The organism is Candidatus Pristimantibacillus lignocellulolyticus (assembly GCA_023639215.1).
Lineage (GTDB): Bacteria > Bacillota > Bacilli > Paenibacillales > Paenibacillaceae > Pristimantibacillus > Pristimantibacillus lignocellulolyticus.
The window spans coordinates 4,493,895-4,512,428 of the sequence record CP097899.1 but is presented as its reverse complement, the minus strand read 5'-3'; the positions used below and the strand labels follow the sequence as shown (position 1 = coordinate 4,512,428).

The 18,534-nt window shown below is 38.7% G+C and carries 20 protein-coding genes; 11 read left to right on the top strand and 9 right to left on the bottom strand.

Features of this window, described 5'->3' with window-relative positions:
* The first annotated feature begins 2 nt into the window (after positions 1-2).
* The 4 genes from NAG76_19575 (at position 3) to NAG76_19560 (ending at position 2,793) form a co-directional block, all read left to right on the top strand.
* A complete protein-coding gene (locus tag NAG76_19575; GenBank protein URN93998.1) occupies positions 3-458 on the top strand; it encodes a VanZ family protein in 456 nt (151 codons plus the stop codon).
* Complete coding sequence (locus tag NAG76_19570) at positions 455-1,096, top strand: hypothetical protein (protein ID URN93997.1); 642 nt, start codon at positions 455-457, stop codon at positions 1,094-1,096. Before NAG76_19575 ends, NAG76_19570 begins: the two co-directional genes overlap by 4 nt.
* A gap of 282 nt (positions 1,097-1,378) precedes the next feature.
* Positions 1,379-2,140: a tryptophan-rich sensory protein gene (locus NAG76_19565; protein URN93996.1), complete on the top strand. Its 762-nt coding sequence runs from the start codon at positions 1,379-1,381 to the stop codon at positions 2,138-2,140.
* A 245-nt stretch (positions 2,141-2,385) separates the two neighbouring features.
* A complete protein-coding gene (locus NAG76_19560; protein ID URN93995.1) occupies positions 2,386-2,793 on the top strand; it encodes a MarR family transcriptional regulator in 408 nt (135 codons plus the stop codon).
* Between the two features lie 157 nt (positions 2,794-2,950).
* Here NAG76_19560 and NAG76_19555 read toward each other — a convergent pair whose 3' ends face one another.
* The 3 genes from NAG76_19555 to NAG76_19545 form a co-directional block, all read right to left on the bottom strand.
* Positions 2,951-4,234: a CapA family protein gene (locus NAG76_19555; GenBank protein URN93994.1), complete on the bottom strand. Its 1,284-nt coding sequence runs from the start codon at positions 4,232-4,234 to the stop codon at positions 2,951-2,953.
* Between the two features lie 77 nt (positions 4,235-4,311).
* Positions 4,312-5,022, bottom strand: coding sequence for an RluA family pseudouridine synthase (locus NAG76_19550; GenBank protein URN93993.1), 711 nt, complete (start codon positions 5,020-5,022; stop codon positions 4,312-4,314).
* Positions 5,022-5,891: a class I SAM-dependent methyltransferase gene (locus NAG76_19545; GenBank protein URN93992.1), complete on the bottom strand. Its 870-nt coding sequence runs from the start codon at positions 5,889-5,891 to the stop codon at positions 5,022-5,024. The genes NAG76_19550 and NAG76_19545 overlap by 1 nt, the downstream gene beginning before the upstream one ends.
* Positions 5,892-6,012: 121 nt before the next feature.
* Between NAG76_19545 and NAG76_19540 the strand changes: the two genes are divergently transcribed.
* Positions 6,013-6,207, top strand: a complete 195-nt coding sequence (locus NAG76_19540) for a hypothetical protein (GenBank protein URN93991.1) — start codon at positions 6,013-6,015, stop codon at positions 6,205-6,207.
* 46 nt (positions 6,208-6,253) lie between these two features.
* The gene (locus tag NAG76_19535) at positions 6,254-6,829 is read left to right on the top strand and encodes a TetR/AcrR family transcriptional regulator (protein ID URN93990.1); all 576 of its coding nucleotides are present in this window, start codon (positions 6,254-6,256) and stop codon (positions 6,827-6,829) included.
* Between the two features lie 106 nt (positions 6,830-6,935).
* Here the strand turns inward: NAG76_19535 and NAG76_19530 are convergent, their stop codons facing one another.
* From NAG76_19530 to NAG76_19510, 5 genes are all read right to left on the bottom strand, one after another.
* Complete coding sequence (locus tag NAG76_19530; protein ID URN93989.1) at positions 6,936-8,360, bottom strand: amino acid permease; 1,425 nt, start codon at positions 8,358-8,360, stop codon at positions 6,936-6,938.
* Positions 8,361-8,658: 298 nt separating this feature from the next.
* On the bottom strand, positions 8,659-9,183 hold the full coding sequence (msrA, locus tag NAG76_19525; protein URN96889.1) for a peptide-methionine (S)-S-oxide reductase MsrA: 525 nt from the start codon (positions 9,181-9,183) through the stop codon (positions 8,659-8,661).
* A 434-nt stretch (positions 9,184-9,617) separates the two neighbouring features.
* On the bottom strand, positions 9,618-11,537 hold the full coding sequence (locus NAG76_19520; GenBank protein URN93988.1) for a glycosyl hydrolase family 18 protein: 1,920 nt from the start codon (positions 11,535-11,537) through the stop codon (positions 9,618-9,620).
* Positions 11,538-11,859: 322 nt separating this feature from the next.
* Complete coding sequence (locus NAG76_19515) at positions 11,860-12,147, bottom strand: YxcD family protein (protein ID URN93987.1); 288 nt, start codon at positions 12,145-12,147, stop codon at positions 11,860-11,862.
* A gap of 2 nt (positions 12,148-12,149) precedes the next feature.
* On the bottom strand, positions 12,150-12,644 hold the full coding sequence (locus tag NAG76_19510; protein ID URN93986.1) for a hypothetical protein: 495 nt from the start codon (positions 12,642-12,644) through the stop codon (positions 12,150-12,152).
* A 108-nt stretch (positions 12,645-12,752) separates the two neighbouring features.
* Between NAG76_19510 and NAG76_19505 the strand changes: the two genes are divergently transcribed.
* Positions 12,753-13,292: a DUF309 domain-containing protein gene (locus tag NAG76_19505; protein URN93985.1), complete on the top strand. Its 540-nt coding sequence runs from the start codon at positions 12,753-12,755 to the stop codon at positions 13,290-13,292.
* Positions 13,293-13,444: 152 nt separating this feature from the next.
* On the opposite strand, the gene NAG76_19500 is transcribed toward NAG76_19505, so the two are convergent.
* Positions 13,445-13,762, bottom strand: a complete 318-nt coding sequence (locus tag NAG76_19500) for an iron-sulfur cluster biosynthesis family protein (protein ID URN93984.1) — start codon at positions 13,760-13,762, stop codon at positions 13,445-13,447.
* Between the two features lie 140 nt (positions 13,763-13,902).
* On the opposite strand from NAG76_19500, the gene NAG76_19495 reads away from it, so the two are divergent.
* The 4 genes from NAG76_19495 (at position 13,903) to NAG76_19480 (ending at position 18,510) form a co-directional block, all read left to right on the top strand.
* A complete protein-coding gene (locus NAG76_19495) occupies positions 13,903-15,411 on the top strand; it encodes a carboxypeptidase M32 (protein URN93983.1) in 1,509 nt (502 codons plus the stop codon).
* A 462-nt stretch (positions 15,412-15,873) separates the two neighbouring features.
* Positions 15,874-16,878 (top strand): ABC transporter substrate-binding protein, encoded by a 1,005-nt coding sequence (locus NAG76_19490; GenBank protein URN93982.1) that lies wholly within the window; start codon positions 15,874-15,876, stop codon positions 16,876-16,878.
* 21 nt (positions 16,879-16,899) lie between these two features.
* Complete coding sequence (locus NAG76_19485) at positions 16,900-17,691, top strand: ABC transporter ATP-binding protein (GenBank protein URN93981.1); 792 nt, start codon at positions 16,900-16,902, stop codon at positions 17,689-17,691.
* Complete coding sequence (locus NAG76_19480; GenBank protein ID URN93980.1) at positions 17,692-18,510, top strand: ABC transporter permease; 819 nt, start codon at positions 17,692-17,694, stop codon at positions 18,508-18,510.
* The last annotated feature ends 24 nt before the right edge of the window (positions 18,511-18,534 follow it).

Sequence of the window (18,534 nt, the reverse complement as noted above, 5' to 3'; positions counted from 1 at the left end):
TTATGCAACATAATAGAAGAATTCTCCGTTTAATATTATGGGGACTAGTTATTGCTCTACTAATCTCTATATATCTACTATCCAATCAACCAGCTTCAAGTTCTGCTAAACTCAGCACAACTATTGCTGAACATACGATTCATATCTATGAGAAGTTGACGGGAACGGATATTACGATAAATCAGTGGGATCATAAGTTGCGTAAAGCTGCACATTTTTCGATCTATTCATTACTTGGCATTTTTATTATGACTCTATGTCTAATAAGTGGAGTACGCAAGAAATGGTCAATCTTGATTACGATAATTGGTGGAATTATTTATGCGAGTATGGATGAACTACATCAGCTTTTTGTAGATGGTAGAGGTGCAAGCGTACGAGATGTTGGTATTGATAGCTTAGGTGTTATCCTAGGCATCACAATAATATTGATAGTTAGTAGGAGATGGAAACGATGAAGAGATGGAAAAAGGTAGTACTATGGATAGCATCTATTCTAGTAGTAGTTGCTATAGGTGGCGCATTTGCTGCAAATTATGCGATTGACAAGATGCTTGGTTCTATGAGCGGTCTTAGTACAGAAATACTAGAGAATACAGGAGAAGAAGGTAACTCAAATAGTGGTGATCCTGATGTTTCACCGGATGATAATGGCTCTAATGATGTTGTTGCGGGTGATACTCCTGTTAGTAATGATTCAAGTTCATCTAATGAAGGTAAACCCCAAGGTGAAGGAAGTACTGGAACTATAGTAACTGATCCTAATTCTAGTGAGAACCAATCTTCAGAGGGTAGCTCAGGAACAGGCGGTTACGATTCTACAGTTTCTACAGATAAGGCAAAGGAAGTTGAAGAAAAAGTAACGTTAGGTGAGAAGGCAAAAGTAGTTTCAATTTTAACGAAGCGTTTATCTGCTTCTGATATTTCAACAATGCAGTCATTAGCGAGTGGTGGATTATCTGGTGAAGAGAAGAAGCAAGCAAGAACTTTAATGCTAGAAAAGCTAACTGAAGATGAGTACAATGAGCTGGTTGCTATTGCTGCGAAGTATGGCTTAAGTCAAGGTAGATCATATGCCGAGGTTTCTAATGAATAGCAAGGCATTACAAAAAGTTTATTCTCTCTAATTGTAAAAATAATACCTACAAAATATTTGATAAATACTAACACCTTCAAGAAATGTAATTCATGTCGTAAGATGTGAGATGCAATCTTGAAGGTGTTTTTTGTTGTGAACAAGAGTCAGATTTAGTCTTGCAATTAACCTGATAATGATAATATTAAATTTCAGCTAATATATATAATCTGCGTTAAATATAATAATAATGGGTAAAGTAGAATATATTAATATTGTAACGATAAAGATAGGAGGGCTAAGATGCAACACAACTATAAATGGATAAACCTAATTGGGCTTATTCTAATGCTTGTTATTAACTTTGCAGCACAGCGAGGCAGCTTTGGAGGACAGACAACTGCAGAAGTGTCAGCTAAGTATCCAGTTCTAATTACACCGGCAGGATATACGTTTATGATTTGGTTATTGATCTATGCATTTCTAATTGGTCATGTCATCTACTCATTCACAAGAAAGGGTAAGGAAAGTAAAGTTAGTGAAACGATGGGTCCATATTTTATCCTTAGTTGTGTGTTTAATAGTGCGTGGATTATATTATGGCAATATGAAAAGATAAACAGTAGCGTATTTATTATGTTAGCGTTACTCATAACTTTAATTGTGTTATACATAACGACACAAAAGTATGTTGCATCTCATACAAACAAACTAAATTATTGGTTAGTTTCCGTGCCTTTTAGTTTGTACCTTGGATGGATATGTGTAGCGACAATCATAAATATTGCTGTAGCACTAAATGCAAACCAGTGGAATGGATGGGGAATAAGTGCTATAGGATGGTCAATAATTATGCTCGTTGTAGGTACAATACTAGCTGTGGCTATAGGTACTCGTAATATTGATCCGATCGCTGTATTAGTTTTTGTATGGGCATTTATAGGTATCTGTGTAAACCAACAAGCTACGCCTACTGTTGCAAATACTGCTCTTGTATTAGCTGTCTTCTTATTCCTTGTTGCTATAGTTCTAGTCATACTGAGATGGAGAAAGAAATCTAACTGATAGAATGAAGAATATCGTTAGCATGAGAAAATCGTTATCTCTTTTCGGTAGAAGGAGATAACGGTTTATTTCTCGTATTCTAGCAAATTGCTACATTGTTCTCGTACAAACTGTTAGTTGATGTAATAGCATTGTATAATCTAGCAGTTTTTATCGTAAACTATTAATTGCGTTAATCTTTCTTTCGACAAATATAATCAGTATAATAAGTATTAGATAATATTGTCAGGAAGTAGGTGTAAGCAATGGTATCAGAAGATTTCTCGAAATTATGGAATAAGCTTTCACGAGATTGGAAATTGACACTGGAACAAGAACTATCACCATTAACAGAAGGACAACTTAATATTTTGGAGCTACTGCTAGAGTGCTCACCGATGAAACCATCTGATTTACTGCAACATTTATCAACGACACCAGCAGCTATTACAACCATTTTAGATCGTATGGAACGTAATGAACTTATTATTAGAGTACGTGACGAAAAAGATCGTCGCGTTGTCTGGATTGAAGTCACAAATAAAGGACAAGCTGAGACAGAAAGAGGATCAAAGATTCGGCGTGATATTATTGAACAATCGCTAGATCGAATTTCCGCTCATAATCAACAACTACTTGTCTACTTACTTGGAAAAGTTGCAAGTACATCATAGGTAACATATATCATTCATAAATGCATTACATAACGGGACGATATAAAATAACTTATCAATAACTTCAGAAATTAAAAAAGATATCTTAGCGCAGACTCTATTTATTCGAAAGTGAATAAGGAGAGAACGTTAAGATATCTTTTATTGTTATAATATATTATTGCTTTGTCCCTTGCATGGAAGTTAATCGCTTGTTAAGCATGGCTAGACTGCTCTCTAACGCGTCATAATCTTTATTAGTCAGTAGCGGGTCATCTCGAGTCTCTAATGTGTCAGCTACAGGTAGAATGCGATAGCGATATGCATCGTCCGGTTTGTAGCGATGTACCCAAGTTGGAGTTACCTCTACATTCGTTAATTCAATCGCTCCAGTATTATAATGTTTCCGGATATTGACCTTATAGATTGCTCCGTAATCTTTAGACTCACCACGTTGATTTGAGATGAAATTCCCCATTGAGTATATAATTAACCCTTGTCGTTCATTGCCGTTATCATCGAACGTAGATATTATCTCATACGGTTGCAGAACATGTGGATGAGAACCCGCGATGATGTCTGCACCAGCAGCAATGAGCGCTCGTGCTAACTTCTTTTGTTCCTCGCTAGGCTGTGATTGATATTCATTACCGAAGTGAAGTGCTACCGTAATGACTTCAGCACCGTCTTCTCTTAATTTGTTCATATCTGCAATAATAGTATCCTTATCTATCAAATCAATTAAATAATCTTTGCCTGTTGGGATAGGTATTCCGTTCGTCCCGTAAGTATAAGATAAGAAACCCATAGCTATATCATTATGTTTAACAATAGTTGAAGCAGTAGATTCTTCAATGGACGCTGCAGTACCTACCGTTGTAAAGCCGATTGTTTGAACATTTTCTAGCGTACGTAGTAATCCTTTTTCGCCTTTATCAAGCGAATGATTATTAGCAGTTGACAATACATTAAAGCCAGCGTTCCATAAAGCTTCTGCTAACTCAGTAGGAGCATTGAAAGTGGGATATCCACTATATCCAATATCGCTACCTGCAATCGGAGTCTCTAGGTTTGCCATAATCCAGTTACCGTCTTCAAGTAAACTCGTTATAGGTTCGAAAAATGGATCGAAATCGTAAGTGTCTGTTGCTTTATTATATGCCCCAGGTAATTGAGGGGAATGGCTCATAATATCTCCAACGCCGATCCAAACCGCATCAGTATATTCAGGGAGTGTAGGTGTAGGTTCTGGGGTAGGGGTTGGTGTGACAACAATTGTAGGTTCTTCGGTTGGTTCAATGTCTACTTGACCAATGGGTATATTCGAATTAGTTGGTGCGTCCAATTCATCGGAATTAACAATTACAAATAAAGCAATAATAGCAATGGAGGTAAGTACTAAAAGTATACCGTTTACTAACCAGAGTAATCTTCGCTTAGGTAATGAAGATCGCGAACTCATCTTTTCACCTTCTTCACTAATATTTGATAATAAAAAAACCGTTCGACCGAATCAGAACTACGATCGAACGGCTAAGACTAGATAAACCAATTCGCAGCTTGTGTTAATTGCTGCTGGCTGAAAATTGACCAAGGATCTTGTTGTACTGAAGGTGTAGATTGAAACGTCATCAATTCCTTAGTTGTTGGATGAGCCACAGTAATCGAAGTAGACCAAAGCGCGATTTGAGAATAACGCTTGCTAACAACTTTTCCATACTTCTGATCGCCTACAAGTGGACAACCAATATGAGCCATTTGAGCTCTAATCTGATGGGATCTTCCAGTATACAATTTGATAGCAACCAGACTACGTCCATTAGCTTGATGTAGCACTTTATAGCTCAACTTAGCATCTTTACTATCTGCTGTAGGTTTATTGTAGACCGTCACTTGATTGATCCGAGTGTCCTTGACGATATAATGCAATAGATCAGCTTCTAACGACGAAGGAGCGCCTTCTACTACACACATATAAGTTTTATCGAATGAACGACTGCGTACTGCTTCAGACATGCGAGAAGCTGCCTTAGAGGTCTTAGCAAACAACATTGCACCACCAACTGGGCGATCAAGTCGATGGACAAGACCTAAGTATACATTTCCAGGTTTCTCAAAGCGGATCTTAATATCTTCTTTAATTAAAGTAAGCATATCAGCATCACCTGTTTCGTCCTCTTGAGATGGAATTCCAGGTGGTTTTTGCACAACGATGATATGGTTATCCTCATAAATGATAGGGATCTGCATTAGTTGGACTCCCAACGACCCAAAATACCGCAAGGAAGCGCTAAACCAGACTTAGTAATTGGCAAGCCGATTTCGCCACAGTTAATTTCGCCGCCGTATTTTTTCTGCATACTCATGGTTAGCAAATGTTCTAGCACGGTTGGAGAAAGTCCAGTTGTGTACGAGTTGATTAGTAAGAATAAAGGATTATCACTAAGAATACTTGTACAAGACTGTAGGAATGGGTAAAGGTTTTCTTCTAGTTTCCATGTTTCACCTTTTGGTCCACGACCGTATGAAGGAGGGTCCATAATAATGGCATCGTATGTGCGACCACGACGTTGCTCGCGTTGTACGAATTTGAAAACATCATCCGTAATGTAGCGAATCGGTGCATCTTCAAGCCCAGATAATTGAGCATTTTCTTTCGCCCATTGAACCATACCTTTTGATGCATCAACATGACATACTTCTGCTCCAGCAGCAGCACATGCAACGGTAGCACCACCAGAATAAGCGAACAAGTTCAATACGCGAATTGGACGGTTAGCTTGTCGGATCTTATCCATCATCCAGCTCCAGTTCGCAGCTTGCTCAGGGAATAGTCCTGTATGTTTGAAACTAGTTGGTTTAATATGGAAACGAAGCTCTTTATAGCTTATCGTCCAACGCTCCGGTAATTTAGGATTTTTCACTTTCCATTCGCCGCCACCTGAGTTGCTACGGTAGTAGTGAGCATCAGCTTTACGCCATTGCTCATCTAGCTCTTGGATAGGCCAAATGATTTGTGGATCTGGGCGACGGAGTACATAATTACCCCAACGTTCTAGCTTATCACCTTCACCTGTGTCTATTACTTCAAAATCAGTCCATTGATCTGCTATATACATTCAATTAATTCCTTCCTAATCGTAAGTCTTGTCTAGATATGTTATCATCGCTTATTATAACTAAGGAAAGCAATCTTATCAACGTAGGGATACATATTTTATATAGAAGGGCTTGAACAATATGTTACATTTTGAATGCGAATGCGGTAATAAAACTTCTTTTTTTGCTACAGGTGATATTGATGAACGTGGAATAGAAAGTTTAGATATGGAAGATGACGACGCTGTGAGCTATATTATTAGTGAAGATCGAATCACTTTGAAATGCAAATTTTGTGGAAAACGCTATGAATTAAAAAAATATGACAATCTCTAAAATAAATTAGGACTGTGCAGTCCTAATTGTGAAAGGGTGTAGAGGAATGGTCGCGAGAAATCGAGAACAACTGATCCATATTGCTGCCCGTTTATTTTTGAGTAAAGGTTATAAATATACCAGCATCGAGGATGTATGTGTAAGAAGCGGGATTTCTAGATCGAATCTATATTATCACTTCAAGAGCAAAGAAGAATTATTGTTTGCGGTTGTAAGCTTTTGGGGCAATCGATACGAGTCGGCATTAGAAATTTCACTTGGACAAAAAGAGATTTCAGCTAGGCGAAGAATTGAGAGTTTTATAGAATTGCTGTTGCAAGAAATCGAAGCGAGAGGAAACAAGGGGACTTGTCCTTTTACCGCGATGTATCAGCAAAGTCCAGTAGATGCGAAAGATGTCCATGATCGCATTCAACAGTTTTTCAAAGTACTTCATGAATTAATTAATAAATTACTAGAGCAAGGTATTACTAATGGGGAATTTCGAGCTGGTATAAGTGCAAGTGAATGTGCTTACTTATTCGTATCTGCTCTGGAAGGTTCATTAATTTTAGCAGAAACGATGAATGATATATCGATTGTACGTACAACCTCGGATCGATTTTTTAAGTTATTGATCTAACAGGTGTACTTTGCTGGTGTACGGACTAAGAAATTGATAATAATTTTAGAGTAACTGCACTGCTGGAGAAAAGGCGCCCATCTTATGACGGACGCCTTTCCTCATTTCAACGCTGCATTACCTTGGATTGTTTTGTTTGGACTTTATGATACTGCAGTAGAAAAGGATAGAATAGAATACCGCTGACAATCAGTGCCAGTCCAAGCAGGAAAGTCTTGAGATCCGCGGTACCAGCCACAATCACCCATAGCGAATAGATGGTGGCCATACCCGCAATGATTCCTTCGGTAACTCGCTCCTTCTGCAGCGAGTAGGTTTCTCCGGTCCAGGTCAGCTTGAGGTGATAGAGTGATGCTATTAGATAAGGCACCAGATATGCGAGCGTAGCGATATAGATAATAAAATCAAACGCCGCCGAGATGGAACCCGAGATCGTGGATAACAGCAATATTTGACCGAGTGCGGTAGAAATCCAGAGAGATACAGTTGGCATGCCCTTACTATTTTCTTTGGAAAAAAACTTCAGGAAAACACCCATCCTAGCTGCCTGGAACGGTACCTCGGCACTAAGTAGTACCCAGCCGATCGTGGAGCCGAGCAGACTGATCAGCCCGAGACCTGCGAGCAGCTTGCCACCGATAGGTCCAAGCACGGTAGAAATGCCGTCCACCAGAGGGTTTTGAGAAGCCATCAGTTGATCCTGTGTCAGCAGACCCATAGTCAGGATGCTGATGCCTACATACAGTACGAAGGATATCAGCAGTCCAGTGATAGTCGCGCGGCGGATATCCTGCTTGCGGTGAGCGCGTGCGGCGAAGACCATTGCTGATTCCACTCCGATGAAAGCCCACAGTGTCGCAATCGCTGCCGCGTTAACCTGAGAGAGCAGGCTAATCGTATTCCCACTGTCATTGGTGCGCGGAGCCAAGAATGGCCCGATATTGCTCTGTTGAAACGCAAAGAGTGCAATTACGATAAAGAGCGTAAAGCCGATGACCTTGGTCACCGTAGCGATAAGATTCAATCTCCCTGCGCTGTTCATTCCTTTTAGGCAAATGGCGTGTGTTCCCCATAAAAGTATCGAACAGACGAGGAACGTTAGGGCATTGCCCGCTTTTAATGTGAAGCTTCCCAAGGTTAGCCATACATTGTTACTAGTAAGCACCGGGAAAAAGGTAGACAGGTAGCTCGCGAATGTCGTGATAACCGCCACAAAACCAGCGATATTGCCGAGCCAGTATCCCCAAGTTGACATAAAGCCAGCGATGAGAGAACCGTGCGAACCTTCACGAAACAGCTCTTTCGCATAGATTTGCGGGCCGCCGCTGAGCTCGGGCTTGCGTACTGCAAGGCTGCCGAAGACAAGCGCCAGTGTAAGTACACCTAATCCTGTAGCAGACCAGGCCAGAATGACCCCGGCAGGACTCGCAGCTTCCGACAGAGATCGAGGCAGCATGAAGATTCCGGAACCGACCATGTTGCCGACCACGAGGGCAGTCAGAATCCAGAAGCCTAACTTATGTCTAGTCATGATGATAAACCCCTTTTGAAAAGTTTTGAAAATTCACTGGATGATATAATAAAATGAACTGACAGTAACCTATAATACACTTTCTTCTGATAAAGCGCCAGAGTGAATTTTACATACCTGCTTATTTTTTGCTACGGGTAAGTTTAAATGGCGAGGGACAAAAATATGTCATCATAACTGATTAGAATTCTTTCTAATCAGTTATGATGAAGTGACGGCAGTAGTGAAGAGACGACTATAAAAAAAGAGCTAGCTATTTACTGAAAAGTAAATGGTTAGCTCTTTTATGTATTTCTAGTTATTCTTTATTACCCCAAACCTTTTCCAATGTAACGTCACGACCGGAATATACGCGAGATTCTTTGTAATATTTCGGGTCTTTACGGTGGAAGTTTTGGTGATATTCTTCAGCAGGATAGAATTCTACCGCTTCTTTAACTTCAGTAGCGATTGGTTTATCAAAACGACCACTATTACCTAGAGCAGCTTTAGTCTCTTCAGCTAGAAGGCGCTGTTCTTCATTGTGGTAGAAGATAGCTGTTTTGTACTGACTCTTCTGATCATTACCTTGTCCGTTCGGATCAGTAGGATCAATCTGAGGCCAATATAGCTCTAATAATCTCTCATAAGGGAAAATAGAAGAGTCGAATGTAATTTGGACAACTTCATGATGTCCAGTTTCTCCAGTTAATACTTGCTCGTAAGTAGGGTTAACCACTTCTCCACCCATATAACCTGAGATAATACCGTGAATTCCTGGTTGCTCTTCGAATGGTGTAACCATACACCAGAAGCATCCACCAGCAAAAGTTGCTTTTTGTATCATTGATCGTTCCTCATTTCTTAGCTGTTATCTCATCAAAGGAGTATTTATTATTATAATGGTAATGGAACATCTCGTCTACTCGGAATCTCTCAGCACCAAGAAGAAGCCATGAAGTTAGGAAACGAGAAGTGGAGTGTACATAAGTGGTACACGAACCTCGCAGGCTTCCGATGAATGGCTTCTTCGCAGCTGAGTAAACTACAGTACATTACCGCGTGATCACAAGTGAATGTTTTGAACTACCTCAACCAATAAAAGTTCAAAACATTTGCTTGTCAGCACCAAGAAGAAGCCATGAAGCTAGGAAACGAGAAGTGGAGTGTACATAAGTGGTACACGAACCTCGCAGGCTTCCGATGAATGGCTTCTTCGCTGCCGAGTAAGCGATAGCACATTACCGCGTGATCACAAGTGAATGTTTTGAACTACCTCTATTGTGATTTATATTTCAATATCGCTTCCCATAGTGAAGCATCTTCATACCCTAATCGCCACGCAGCGATACCTGCAAGTTCATATTTCTTAGCTAATTTAATACGACTAATAACAGTCTGTTCTGTTTCAGCCCAGAAAACATGTGTATAGCCATCTAATTGATAAGTGTACTTATATTGCCCGGTCTTCGCGTCGAAAACGCCAGTAGCATTATTTTGTTCGATCACTTGAGCAATGTTTTTCATTGTTATCGATCTGTTGTCAACGAGGTTACCTTTTGAATCAAGACGCCATTCACGCACATAGAAAGGTATACCAAGAATAAGCTTATTACGAGGGATGCCATAATTAAGATATTGTTTAATACCTTCTTCAACCCAGCTTAGACTTGCTACTGAACCAGCCTCGCTAGAACCTGTCCAATGTTCATCATAAGCCATAATGATAACGTAATCTACGATTTTACCAATAGCTTCTTGATCGTATGCTGTATTATGATTCCACAAAACATCGCCACGCAATAGATCGATAGAAACTGTTAGCTTCTGCTTATGTGCAGCCTCTGTTAATTTTTTAACAAAATTAGTGAAAGCGTTCCGATCCGTTGCGGCAATACTTTCAAAGTCAAGATTAAAGCCCTTTGCATTAATAGATTTTAAGCTGTTAATAAGGGACGTAATGAACTTATCTTGTGCAGGAACATCTTTCAAAAATGCAGTGGTTAATGTTTTATCAAATTGATTATGAACAAGTGGAATGATATCTATATCCTGCTCTGCCATCGTTTTTACTAGCTCTGCATTAGAAGTATCGTTTAGCTTGCCAGTTGCATCTTCTAAGAAATACCAGGTTGGTGAATCAATATCTAATCCTTGAGTATTAGCTACATGTTGGTTAATTGTATTAACTGTACTAGAGCCGTTCCAACCGAGATATAAGAAATCTTTCACAGTGGTAAATAGTTTTCTGCCATCTTGATTGATGACTGTACTATTACTTAATGATTTTGAATAAGCCAAAGCTGATTTCAAAGCGTGAAATGATTTTACTGCTTTATCGCCTTGATATACGGTGTAATACGAAATATTGGTCCATAATACTGAATCAGCAACTTTTACTTCTGCAGCGTAAAGTTTTTTAGCTGAAGCAACTGCTGAATCAAGAGATACGAAGGAGGATGACAGTTTTCCTTGCGTATAAACGTTATACTTTGCGATATTGCTATGGACTACCTTTTCTGTAGCAGTGTTATAAACTTCGCTGTTACTAACTTTATTACTCGCAGTAATAGCTTCTTTTAGGAAAGAATACTTTTTACTTTGCGCAACTTGCTCGCCATCTACAGTTATCATATATATTGGAGTGGATGACTTAATTGTTTTGCGTGATGCTTCGCTAATATTATCCCAAATCCAACTATTGCTATTCAGATCGATAATATGAGAGTTCGTCCATTTGGCAGCTGCTTTCTTCGCATCATTTAGACTGTAGAAACTCCAGTTACTATACGTTTTATCACCTTGATACAGTTGATAGTTTGCATAATTTTCAAATGCCCAACCAACATTTTCAAGATCACGGACGTAGGAATTTAGTTGTGTTGCTGAATACTTTGTTGCTCCAGCTAAAGAACTGTATTCTAATTTCGTAGTAGATTTCCCGTCTATGTATACTTTGTACTTAGGGATGTTGTTCCATACCCACTCACGATTACTTATTTTCTCTACATGACTATAATTATAGTATTTCGCATATGCTATCGCTTTCTGCGAAGTAGGAAACTCTTTCAGTAACTTTTCATTCTGATAAACACGATAAAGTGTCGTATTACTTGCTGCATCAACTGTAGCGGGTATAGTCAATAATGGGGTAATAAAAAGGATAATTGCTAAAAATGATAAAAACTTCTTTGTCACGAACGAATCACTCTCCTAAAACTTTTCTAGTAAACAGCTAAACTTCCTAGTAAAGAAAAGTAGCAACGGAAGCATGGTCTAAACTTTTCTAGTAAACTGATAAAATTCCTAATTACAAATTTATCCGCATATAACTAGTATAACGTGAAAAACTATGAAATGTTACTTGGTAGATTATGAGAATTGAAGAAAATAGCATAATATGTACTTAACTGCACAATCATAATAGGGGGTAATTAGATTTCAGTCTTAATATGTGAAAATGAAAAAACGCAATATAGTCATTTCTGACTATATTGCGTTTTAAGTGTTAGGGGAGAGCTTAAGAACGAGTCTCTGCCCAAAATTGTTCTGATTCTTCGTCAATTCCAAGCGTAATATCTGAACGGAATACTCGCATTTGATATTCACTGTAGAAATATTGTTCAAGCGCTTCAAGAATATTCGATTGAATAATATATTGAGAACGACCAGTTACCCAGATCTCAGCTGTATATCCATACTCTTCATCCCAAGCAAGTTGAACCTCTACATCGTTAGGTTTTACACCGCGACGATCAGCTATATTTACACAGATAGCATTAATAATCTCATTAGTGTATATTCTCATGATTAGAAAGGACCTCTTTGATTACGATCATCTTCATCATCACGACGGTTACGATCTTGATAGTGACCAGCTGCTGCTGGCTTTTTGTTATTGCGAATGTATGTCCAAGCTGCACGAATAATCATGAACACTGCCATGATTGCAGCAAGGTTAACTAGCAAACCAAGAATTTCACCAAATCCACCCATACCTGCGAACATGCCACCGAATAACATACCAGCTAATCCACCAATCATCATTCCTTTCATGAAGGAACTTCCGCCGAATAAACCGCCAGTTTTAGCTGTGTTTGCTGCACCTGTAGTTGATTTTGTACCTGAAGTTGTGCTGGAAGAACTGCCTGATTGTGTTGTACTATCGCTCTTTTGTGTGTAGCTTTGCTTGTTAGATTTGAACCCGCCGCCACCTCTTTTTGCATCAGCTGTGTCACCAAAGCCAAGGCTCAAAGATAGAAACACGGTAAGAACAAGCATTGTGATAAATCCTTTTTTCTTCAAAATAAGTCCCTCCTGAAAAGTAGCTTAAAGTTGCTATCGTAAAGCAATACGTCTATTATATACATTGGTTTCACTTTTATCTAATAATTATTTTGTAGGTGATAGAAAATGATCTACCCAGTGGAATATATTAACTATTTAATTGAATTTCATGCAACTAGGGATTACTTCGAATGTCATGAATTGTTAGAAGAATATTGGAAAGAAAACCCTTCAGACGGCTATGAAGCATTTTGGGTAGGTTGCATTCAAGTTGCAGTAGGTCAATATCATGAGCGTAGACATAATTTGCGTGGAGCACGACTGATGTATGAGTCTGCTATTCATAAATTAACTCCGCAACCACAAGTTGTATTAGGAGTTAACCTTCAAGATCTACTTCTACAATTGCAACAGCATGTGCAAGCTTGTCAGTTACAATTACCTTATGAAGATATGATGTTTAATATTGTAGATGATCAATTACGTAAGCAATGTGAACACGAAACCGCTTTGCGTGATTTACGTTGGGGATTATCTAGTGAAGAGACAACCGATGATATCATTCATCGACATAAGTTGCGAGATCGCAGTGACGTTATTTCTGCAAGACAAGTAGCACTAGAGAAGAAAACATTGAGTCGCAGTAATACGGAGAAGACAGAATAGGCTAATTAAATTAATATATATTTTACTCTGTATCTACTTTAAGGACGGTTTACTTGCTTTGTGAAATAAAGGATGTTTCACTAAATGCAATAGAAAGGACGTTACAACCACTTTGAATGATAATTAGTGGTTATAGCGCCCTTTTTTTGTTTTTATCGGATGATTCGTACATGGCTATTATATATTTGACTGTCACTCTTTAATATAAAGCTACGTGTATTCGTGTTGTAATCCATTTTCATATGATCTTCGTAATACACTTTATGTCTTGGCTCATAATAGAAAGGAAATGGTGCAGCAATTCCTTCGACATCGTCAATAGAAGGTTCTTCAATAAATTCTAAAGTAGCAACGCCATTGTCAGCACATCCGCTACCTTTTGAATCATGAAGAAATTTTAGTTTTTTATGAGTCGAAGCTAAAATTGGCATTAATTGTTCTTGAGCGGATGGTGTAAATGTAATTTGCATATTTAACCTCACCTTTGGCATTAGATTCATGAATATAGTATAGTTGATTATAGAGTTTATTTGAGTGAAATGGCAACAATGTTTATGGTTATTACTGAAATGGATTCATTTTTAGGTTACATAGGAAAGGATGATAATGTATGAAACCACTTGAACAATTCCGACACATTAATACAGAAATTAAACAGTACGAGGAAGCACTTGCTGTTCTATATTGGGATTTGCGTACTGGAGCACCTCGAAAAGGAATGGACACACGTTCACAAGTAATTGGAACATTATCAGCTGAAATGTTCGCTCGCTCAACTTCACAACTGCTAGGTACTTTATTGACTGAGCTTGAAAGCGAAGAAGTATGGAACGAGTTAAGTCCACTAGATCAAATTTTAGTGAAAGAATCGCGCAAAGATTATGATCGCAGCGTTAAAATTCCACCTGCTTTGTATCAGAAGTATGTTATTCTTACGGCGCAAGCGGAATCCAAATGGGAAGTTTGCAAAGAAGAGAACGACTACGATAGTTTCCAACCTTTATTAGATGAAATTATTACGATTACAAATGAAATGATTGATCTATGGGGAGTCAAAGCAACACGTTATGATACATTGCTTGATCAATATGAGCCAGGTATGACCGTTGCTGAGCTTGATCAGATCTTTGGAGATTTGCGTGATCAACTTGTGCCACTAGCTGAGAAAATTGCAGCTAGTCCGTATCAGCCACGAACTGATTTCTTAGAACAGAGCTTTGCTGTAGAGCAGCAGAAAGCATATAGCAGATTTATACTGGAGCAAATGGGCTTTGATTTTGAAGCGGGAAGACTGGATGAAAGTGTCCATCCGTTTGCAACTGGACTAAACCCTGGTGATGTTCGTATTACAACGAGATACCTGCCTAATGATGTAACGAGTGCTCTATTCGGTACTATTCATGAAGGTGGCCATGCGATGTATGAACAGAATATAGCGGACGAATTAATCGGAACTACGCTATGCACAGGTACATCCATGGGAATTCATGAATCACAATCAAGATTTTGGGAAAATGTAATAGGTCGTAGTAGACCGTTCTGGAATGCCTATTATGCGGAGTTGCAATCTAAATTCCCACAGTTAGCTTCTATTGATATGGATACATTCTATCGTGGTAACAATGTAGTTAAACCACAACTTATTCGTATTGAGGCTGATGAATTGACGTATAACTTACACATCATCATTCGATACGAAATTGAGAAGATGATCTTTAATGAAGGATTGCAAGCCAAAGATCTTCCAAAAGTTTGGAATGAAAAGTATGAGCAATATTTGGGTGTGACGCCTCCTAATAATGCTGAAGGCGTACTACAAGATGTACATTGGTCGGGCGGTGCGTTTGGATATTTCCCTTCGTATTCTCTAGGTAACATGTATGCTGCGCAATTTATGAATACGTTAGAGCAGGATATGCCAGATGTATGGGCTAAAGTAGAAGCGGGAGATTTACATCCGATTAGAGACTGGTTAGCGGAGCGAATTTATCAATATGGTAAGATGAAATCACCGAGTGAACTTGTTCAAGACATTACGAATGAAGCGTTAAATCCACAGTATTTAGTTGAATACTTGAAGAACAAGTATAAAGATATTTACCGCTTGGAAGAAGTTTAATCTTAGTTAATACTATATAAGCCTTGGGCACGATGTTCTGTCGTGACCAAGGCTTTTTTTGTTTGTATACGTTGAGCAGAATGAAGGGTGTAAACCCCGTTCATGGAGCACACATGGTGGGATAGAGCGTAATGGAGGGTAAAAAAACCTTTCATTGAATGCAAAAGGTGGGAATGAACGTAATGAAGGGTAAAAATCCCGTTCATCGAGCACAAATGGTGGGAGTGGGCAGAATGAAGGGCAATAATCCCTTTCATCGAGCGCAAAAGGTGCCAGTGAGCAGAATGAAGGGTAAAATTCCCTTTCGTAGAGCACTTGGAACATGATGCACTTTTTTGAAACACCTCATAATGCTGGAAAAGTACTATAAGAGCTGCTTATATTAAAATCTTCAACAACTTTTTCACCATGTGAGATTCCGCTGAATAGGCTATAGCACATTAAAGAAAGGGAGTGAATGCTATGAAACATAGCAGAACTTTACTGATGTTGATTGCGGTGATAGTTGCTACATCAGCTATATTAAGTGGTTGTAGTAAGGGTGAGAAGGAATCAACAGTAGTCCGAATTGGCGAGGTCACGAGATCTTTGTTCTATGCTCCACAATACGTAGCGATTGAAAAAGGATTTTTTGAAGCGGAAGGCATAAAAATTGAACTAACTACAACACCTGGTGGCGACAAAACAATGACTTCGCTACTTTCTAATGTTATTGATGTTGCTCTAGTTGGATCAGAGACTTCAATCTACGTAACGCAACAAGGTACGGATGATGCGATTATCAACTTTGCACAACTGACACAAACGGATGGTACTTTCCTAGTTGCTCGTGAAAAAGATGATAACTTTAGTTGGGAGTCATTACGTGACAAGACTTTCCTTGGGCAAAGGAAAGGTGGCATGCCACAAATGGCTGGAGAATTCACGTTGAAAAAGTATAATATTGATCCGCAAAATGACCTTGAATTAATTCAAAATGTAGACTTTGCCAATATTGCTCCTGCATTTTCATCTGGTACTGGTGAGTATGTACAATTATTTGAACCAACGGCATCTATTTTTGAAAAAGAAGGTATTGGTCATGTTGTAGCATCTTTCGGAGTAGAAAGCGGACATTTACCGTATACCGTATTCATGACGAAACAAAGCTATATCGACAAAAACAAAGATGTCGTTCAATCATTTACTGATGCAGTTTATAAAGCTCAATTATGGGTAAATGAGCATACAGCTGCTGAAATTGCTGATGTAGTAGCACCATATTTCGAAAATGTTGATCGTGAAATTATGGTTAGTTCTATTGAGCGCTATAAGCAACAAGGTTCTTATGCAACGGATCCGATTGTTGATGAACAAGAATGGAACAATTTACTCGATGTAATGACAAGTGCAGGCGAATTGAAAGCACGTACTGAGCATAGTGAAATTGTAAATACAACATTCGCTCAAACTGCAATTGATCAATAATTCGTTATAGGAGAGACTGTCATGAACAAAGAGGTAATATTAGAACTTAAAGATCTCTCCCATATTTATGTCAATGATGCAGGAGCCGCATTAGCAGTAGATCATGTTAATCTTGTCGTGCATAAGGGAGAATTTATAAGTCTTGTTGGACCTAGTGGTTGTGGAAAGACAACGATCCTTAATATTATAGCGGGTTTAATTAAACCCACTTATGGAGAACTAAAGGTGATGGGGGAGAATATACTTTCTCCCAATCCAAAGCTTGGTTATATGCAACAACAAGATTATTTGTTTCCTTGGTTAAGTATCCAAAGAAATGCAATGATTGGCCTCGATATTCGCAAACAACGTACGAAGGAATTAGTAGAGAAAACGGAGCAGTTACTATTTGAGCTTGGTCTCGAAGATACCGCTCATAAATACCCACATCAATTATCTGGTGGAATGCGACAACGTGTAGCTTTAGCAAGAACACTTATTACTGAACCTGAGATATTGTTATTAGATGAACCTTTTTCTGCTCTAGATCTGCATATAAAAATGCAACTTGAAGAGCTTGTGCAGTCAACGCTAGATCGAATGGGGAAAACGGCTGTCCTTGTTACCCATGATCTTGCAGAGGCGGTAGCCATTAGTGATCGAATTGTGGTGCTAGGGAGAAATCCAGGTCATATTCGAAAAATTGTAACGATACCAAGAGATATGAGAGCCGCTGGTCCGATTGAAGCTAGAAAACATCCTAAATACCAGTCGTACTTCGACGAAATATGGAATGAGTTAGATGAAGAAATGGATAGAGGAGGAAATGATTAGATGGATAAGTATGTTGGAGAGCATAAGCAGTTGTATCTTATATATAAACGTAACAAAAAGCTAAAAACATTACTTGTTCTACTAACACAATTCCTTCTAGTAGTATCGTTCATTATATGTTGGGAGCTTGCCAGTAAATCCAAACTCGTAGACCCGCTCATTTTCAGTTCACCTAGTAAAATTGCTTTGCATTTATATACAACGATTTCCGACGGCTCGATATTACCTCATATCGGAATTACAGTTGCAGAAACAATAGCAGGTTTTCTATTAGGGACATTACTTGGTACTATACTAGCCGCATTATTATGGTGGTTTCCATTCGTGGCCAGAGTTGTAGATCCGATTCTCGTTGTACTCAACAGTATGCCAAAGGTAGCGCTCGGACCGCTGCTAATTGTAGGGTTAGGACCTGGTTTTGATTCGATCGTCGCGATTACGTTGTTAGTAACGGTTATAATCACAACGATTAACATTTACAATAGATTTCGTGAAACGGAACAAGGTTATTTAAAGGTTGTAGCATTATTTGGGGCAAACCGCTTTCAAAGCTTCTATTATGTTATTTTACCTTCGTCATTTCCTGTAATAATATCGACGCTAAAAGTGAATGTTGGTTTGTCTTGGATAGGTGTTATCGTAGGTGAGTTTTTAGTTGCCCGCTCTGGATTAGGTTATTTAATAATTTATGGTTTTCAAGTATTCAATTTCACGTTAGTATTATCTACTCTAGTTGTTATTGCTGTCGTTGCTACGTTTATGTACCAAGTTGTTAGTATTGTAGAGCGAAAAATAACTTCTGGGTGGAAAGAACGGTGACCAATAGTTATACTAGTAACAAAG

Bases quoted from the DNA above. Each gene is read 5' to 3' on its own strand.
- NAG76_19500 (URN93984.1), bottom strand. From the start codon at position 13,762: ATGCAAATTACATTTACACCATCCGCTCAAGAACAATTAATGCCAATT.
- NAG76_19505 (URN93985.1), top strand. From the start codon at position 12,753: ATGATCTACCCAGTGGAATATATTAACTATTTAATTGAATTTCATGCA.
- NAG76_19485 (URN93981.1), top strand. From the start codon at position 16,900: ATGAACAAAGAGGTAATATTAGAACTTAAAGATCTCTCCCATATTTAT.
- NAG76_19530 (URN93989.1), bottom strand. From the start codon at position 8,360: ATGACTAGACATAAGTTAGGCTTCTGGATTCTGACTGCCCTCGTGGTC.
- NAG76_19545 (URN93992.1), bottom strand. From the start codon at position 5,891: ATGTATATAGCAGATCAATGGACTGATTTTGAAGTAATAGACACAGGT.
- NAG76_19490 (URN93982.1), top strand. From the start codon at position 15,874: ATGAAACATAGCAGAACTTTACTGATGTTGATTGCGGTGATAGTTGCT.
- NAG76_19480 (URN93980.1), top strand. From the start codon at position 17,692: ATGGATAAGTATGTTGGAGAGCATAAGCAGTTGTATCTTATATATAAA.
- NAG76_19560 (URN93995.1), top strand. From the start codon at position 2,386: ATGGTATCAGAAGATTTCTCGAAATTATGGAATAAGCTTTCACGAGAT.
- NAG76_19515 (URN93987.1), bottom strand. From the start codon at position 12,147: ATGAGAATATACACTAATGAGATTATTAATGCTATCTGTGTAAATATA.
- NAG76_19535 (URN93990.1), top strand. From the start codon at position 6,254: ATGGTCGCGAGAAATCGAGAACAACTGATCCATATTGCTGCCCGTTTA.
- NAG76_19565 (URN93996.1), top strand. From the start codon at position 1,379: ATGCAACACAACTATAAATGGATAAACCTAATTGGGCTTATTCTAATG.
- NAG76_19495 (URN93983.1), top strand. From the start codon at position 13,903: ATGAAACCACTTGAACAATTCCGACACATTAATACAGAAATTAAACAG.
- NAG76_19540 (URN93991.1), top strand. From the start codon at position 6,013: ATGTTACATTTTGAATGCGAATGCGGTAATAAAACTTCTTTTTTTGCT.
- NAG76_19570 (URN93997.1), top strand. From the start codon at position 455: ATGAAGAGATGGAAAAAGGTAGTACTATGGATAGCATCTATTCTAGTA.
- NAG76_19575 (URN93998.1), top strand. From the start codon at position 3: ATGCAACATAATAGAAGAATTCTCCGTTTAATATTATGGGGACTAGTT.
- NAG76_19550 (URN93993.1), bottom strand. From the start codon at position 5,022: ATGCAGATCCCTATCATTTATGAGGATAACCATATCATCGTTGTGCAA.
- NAG76_19555 (URN93994.1), bottom strand. From the start codon at position 4,234: ATGAGTTCGCGATCTTCATTACCTAAGCGAAGATTACTCTGGTTAGTA.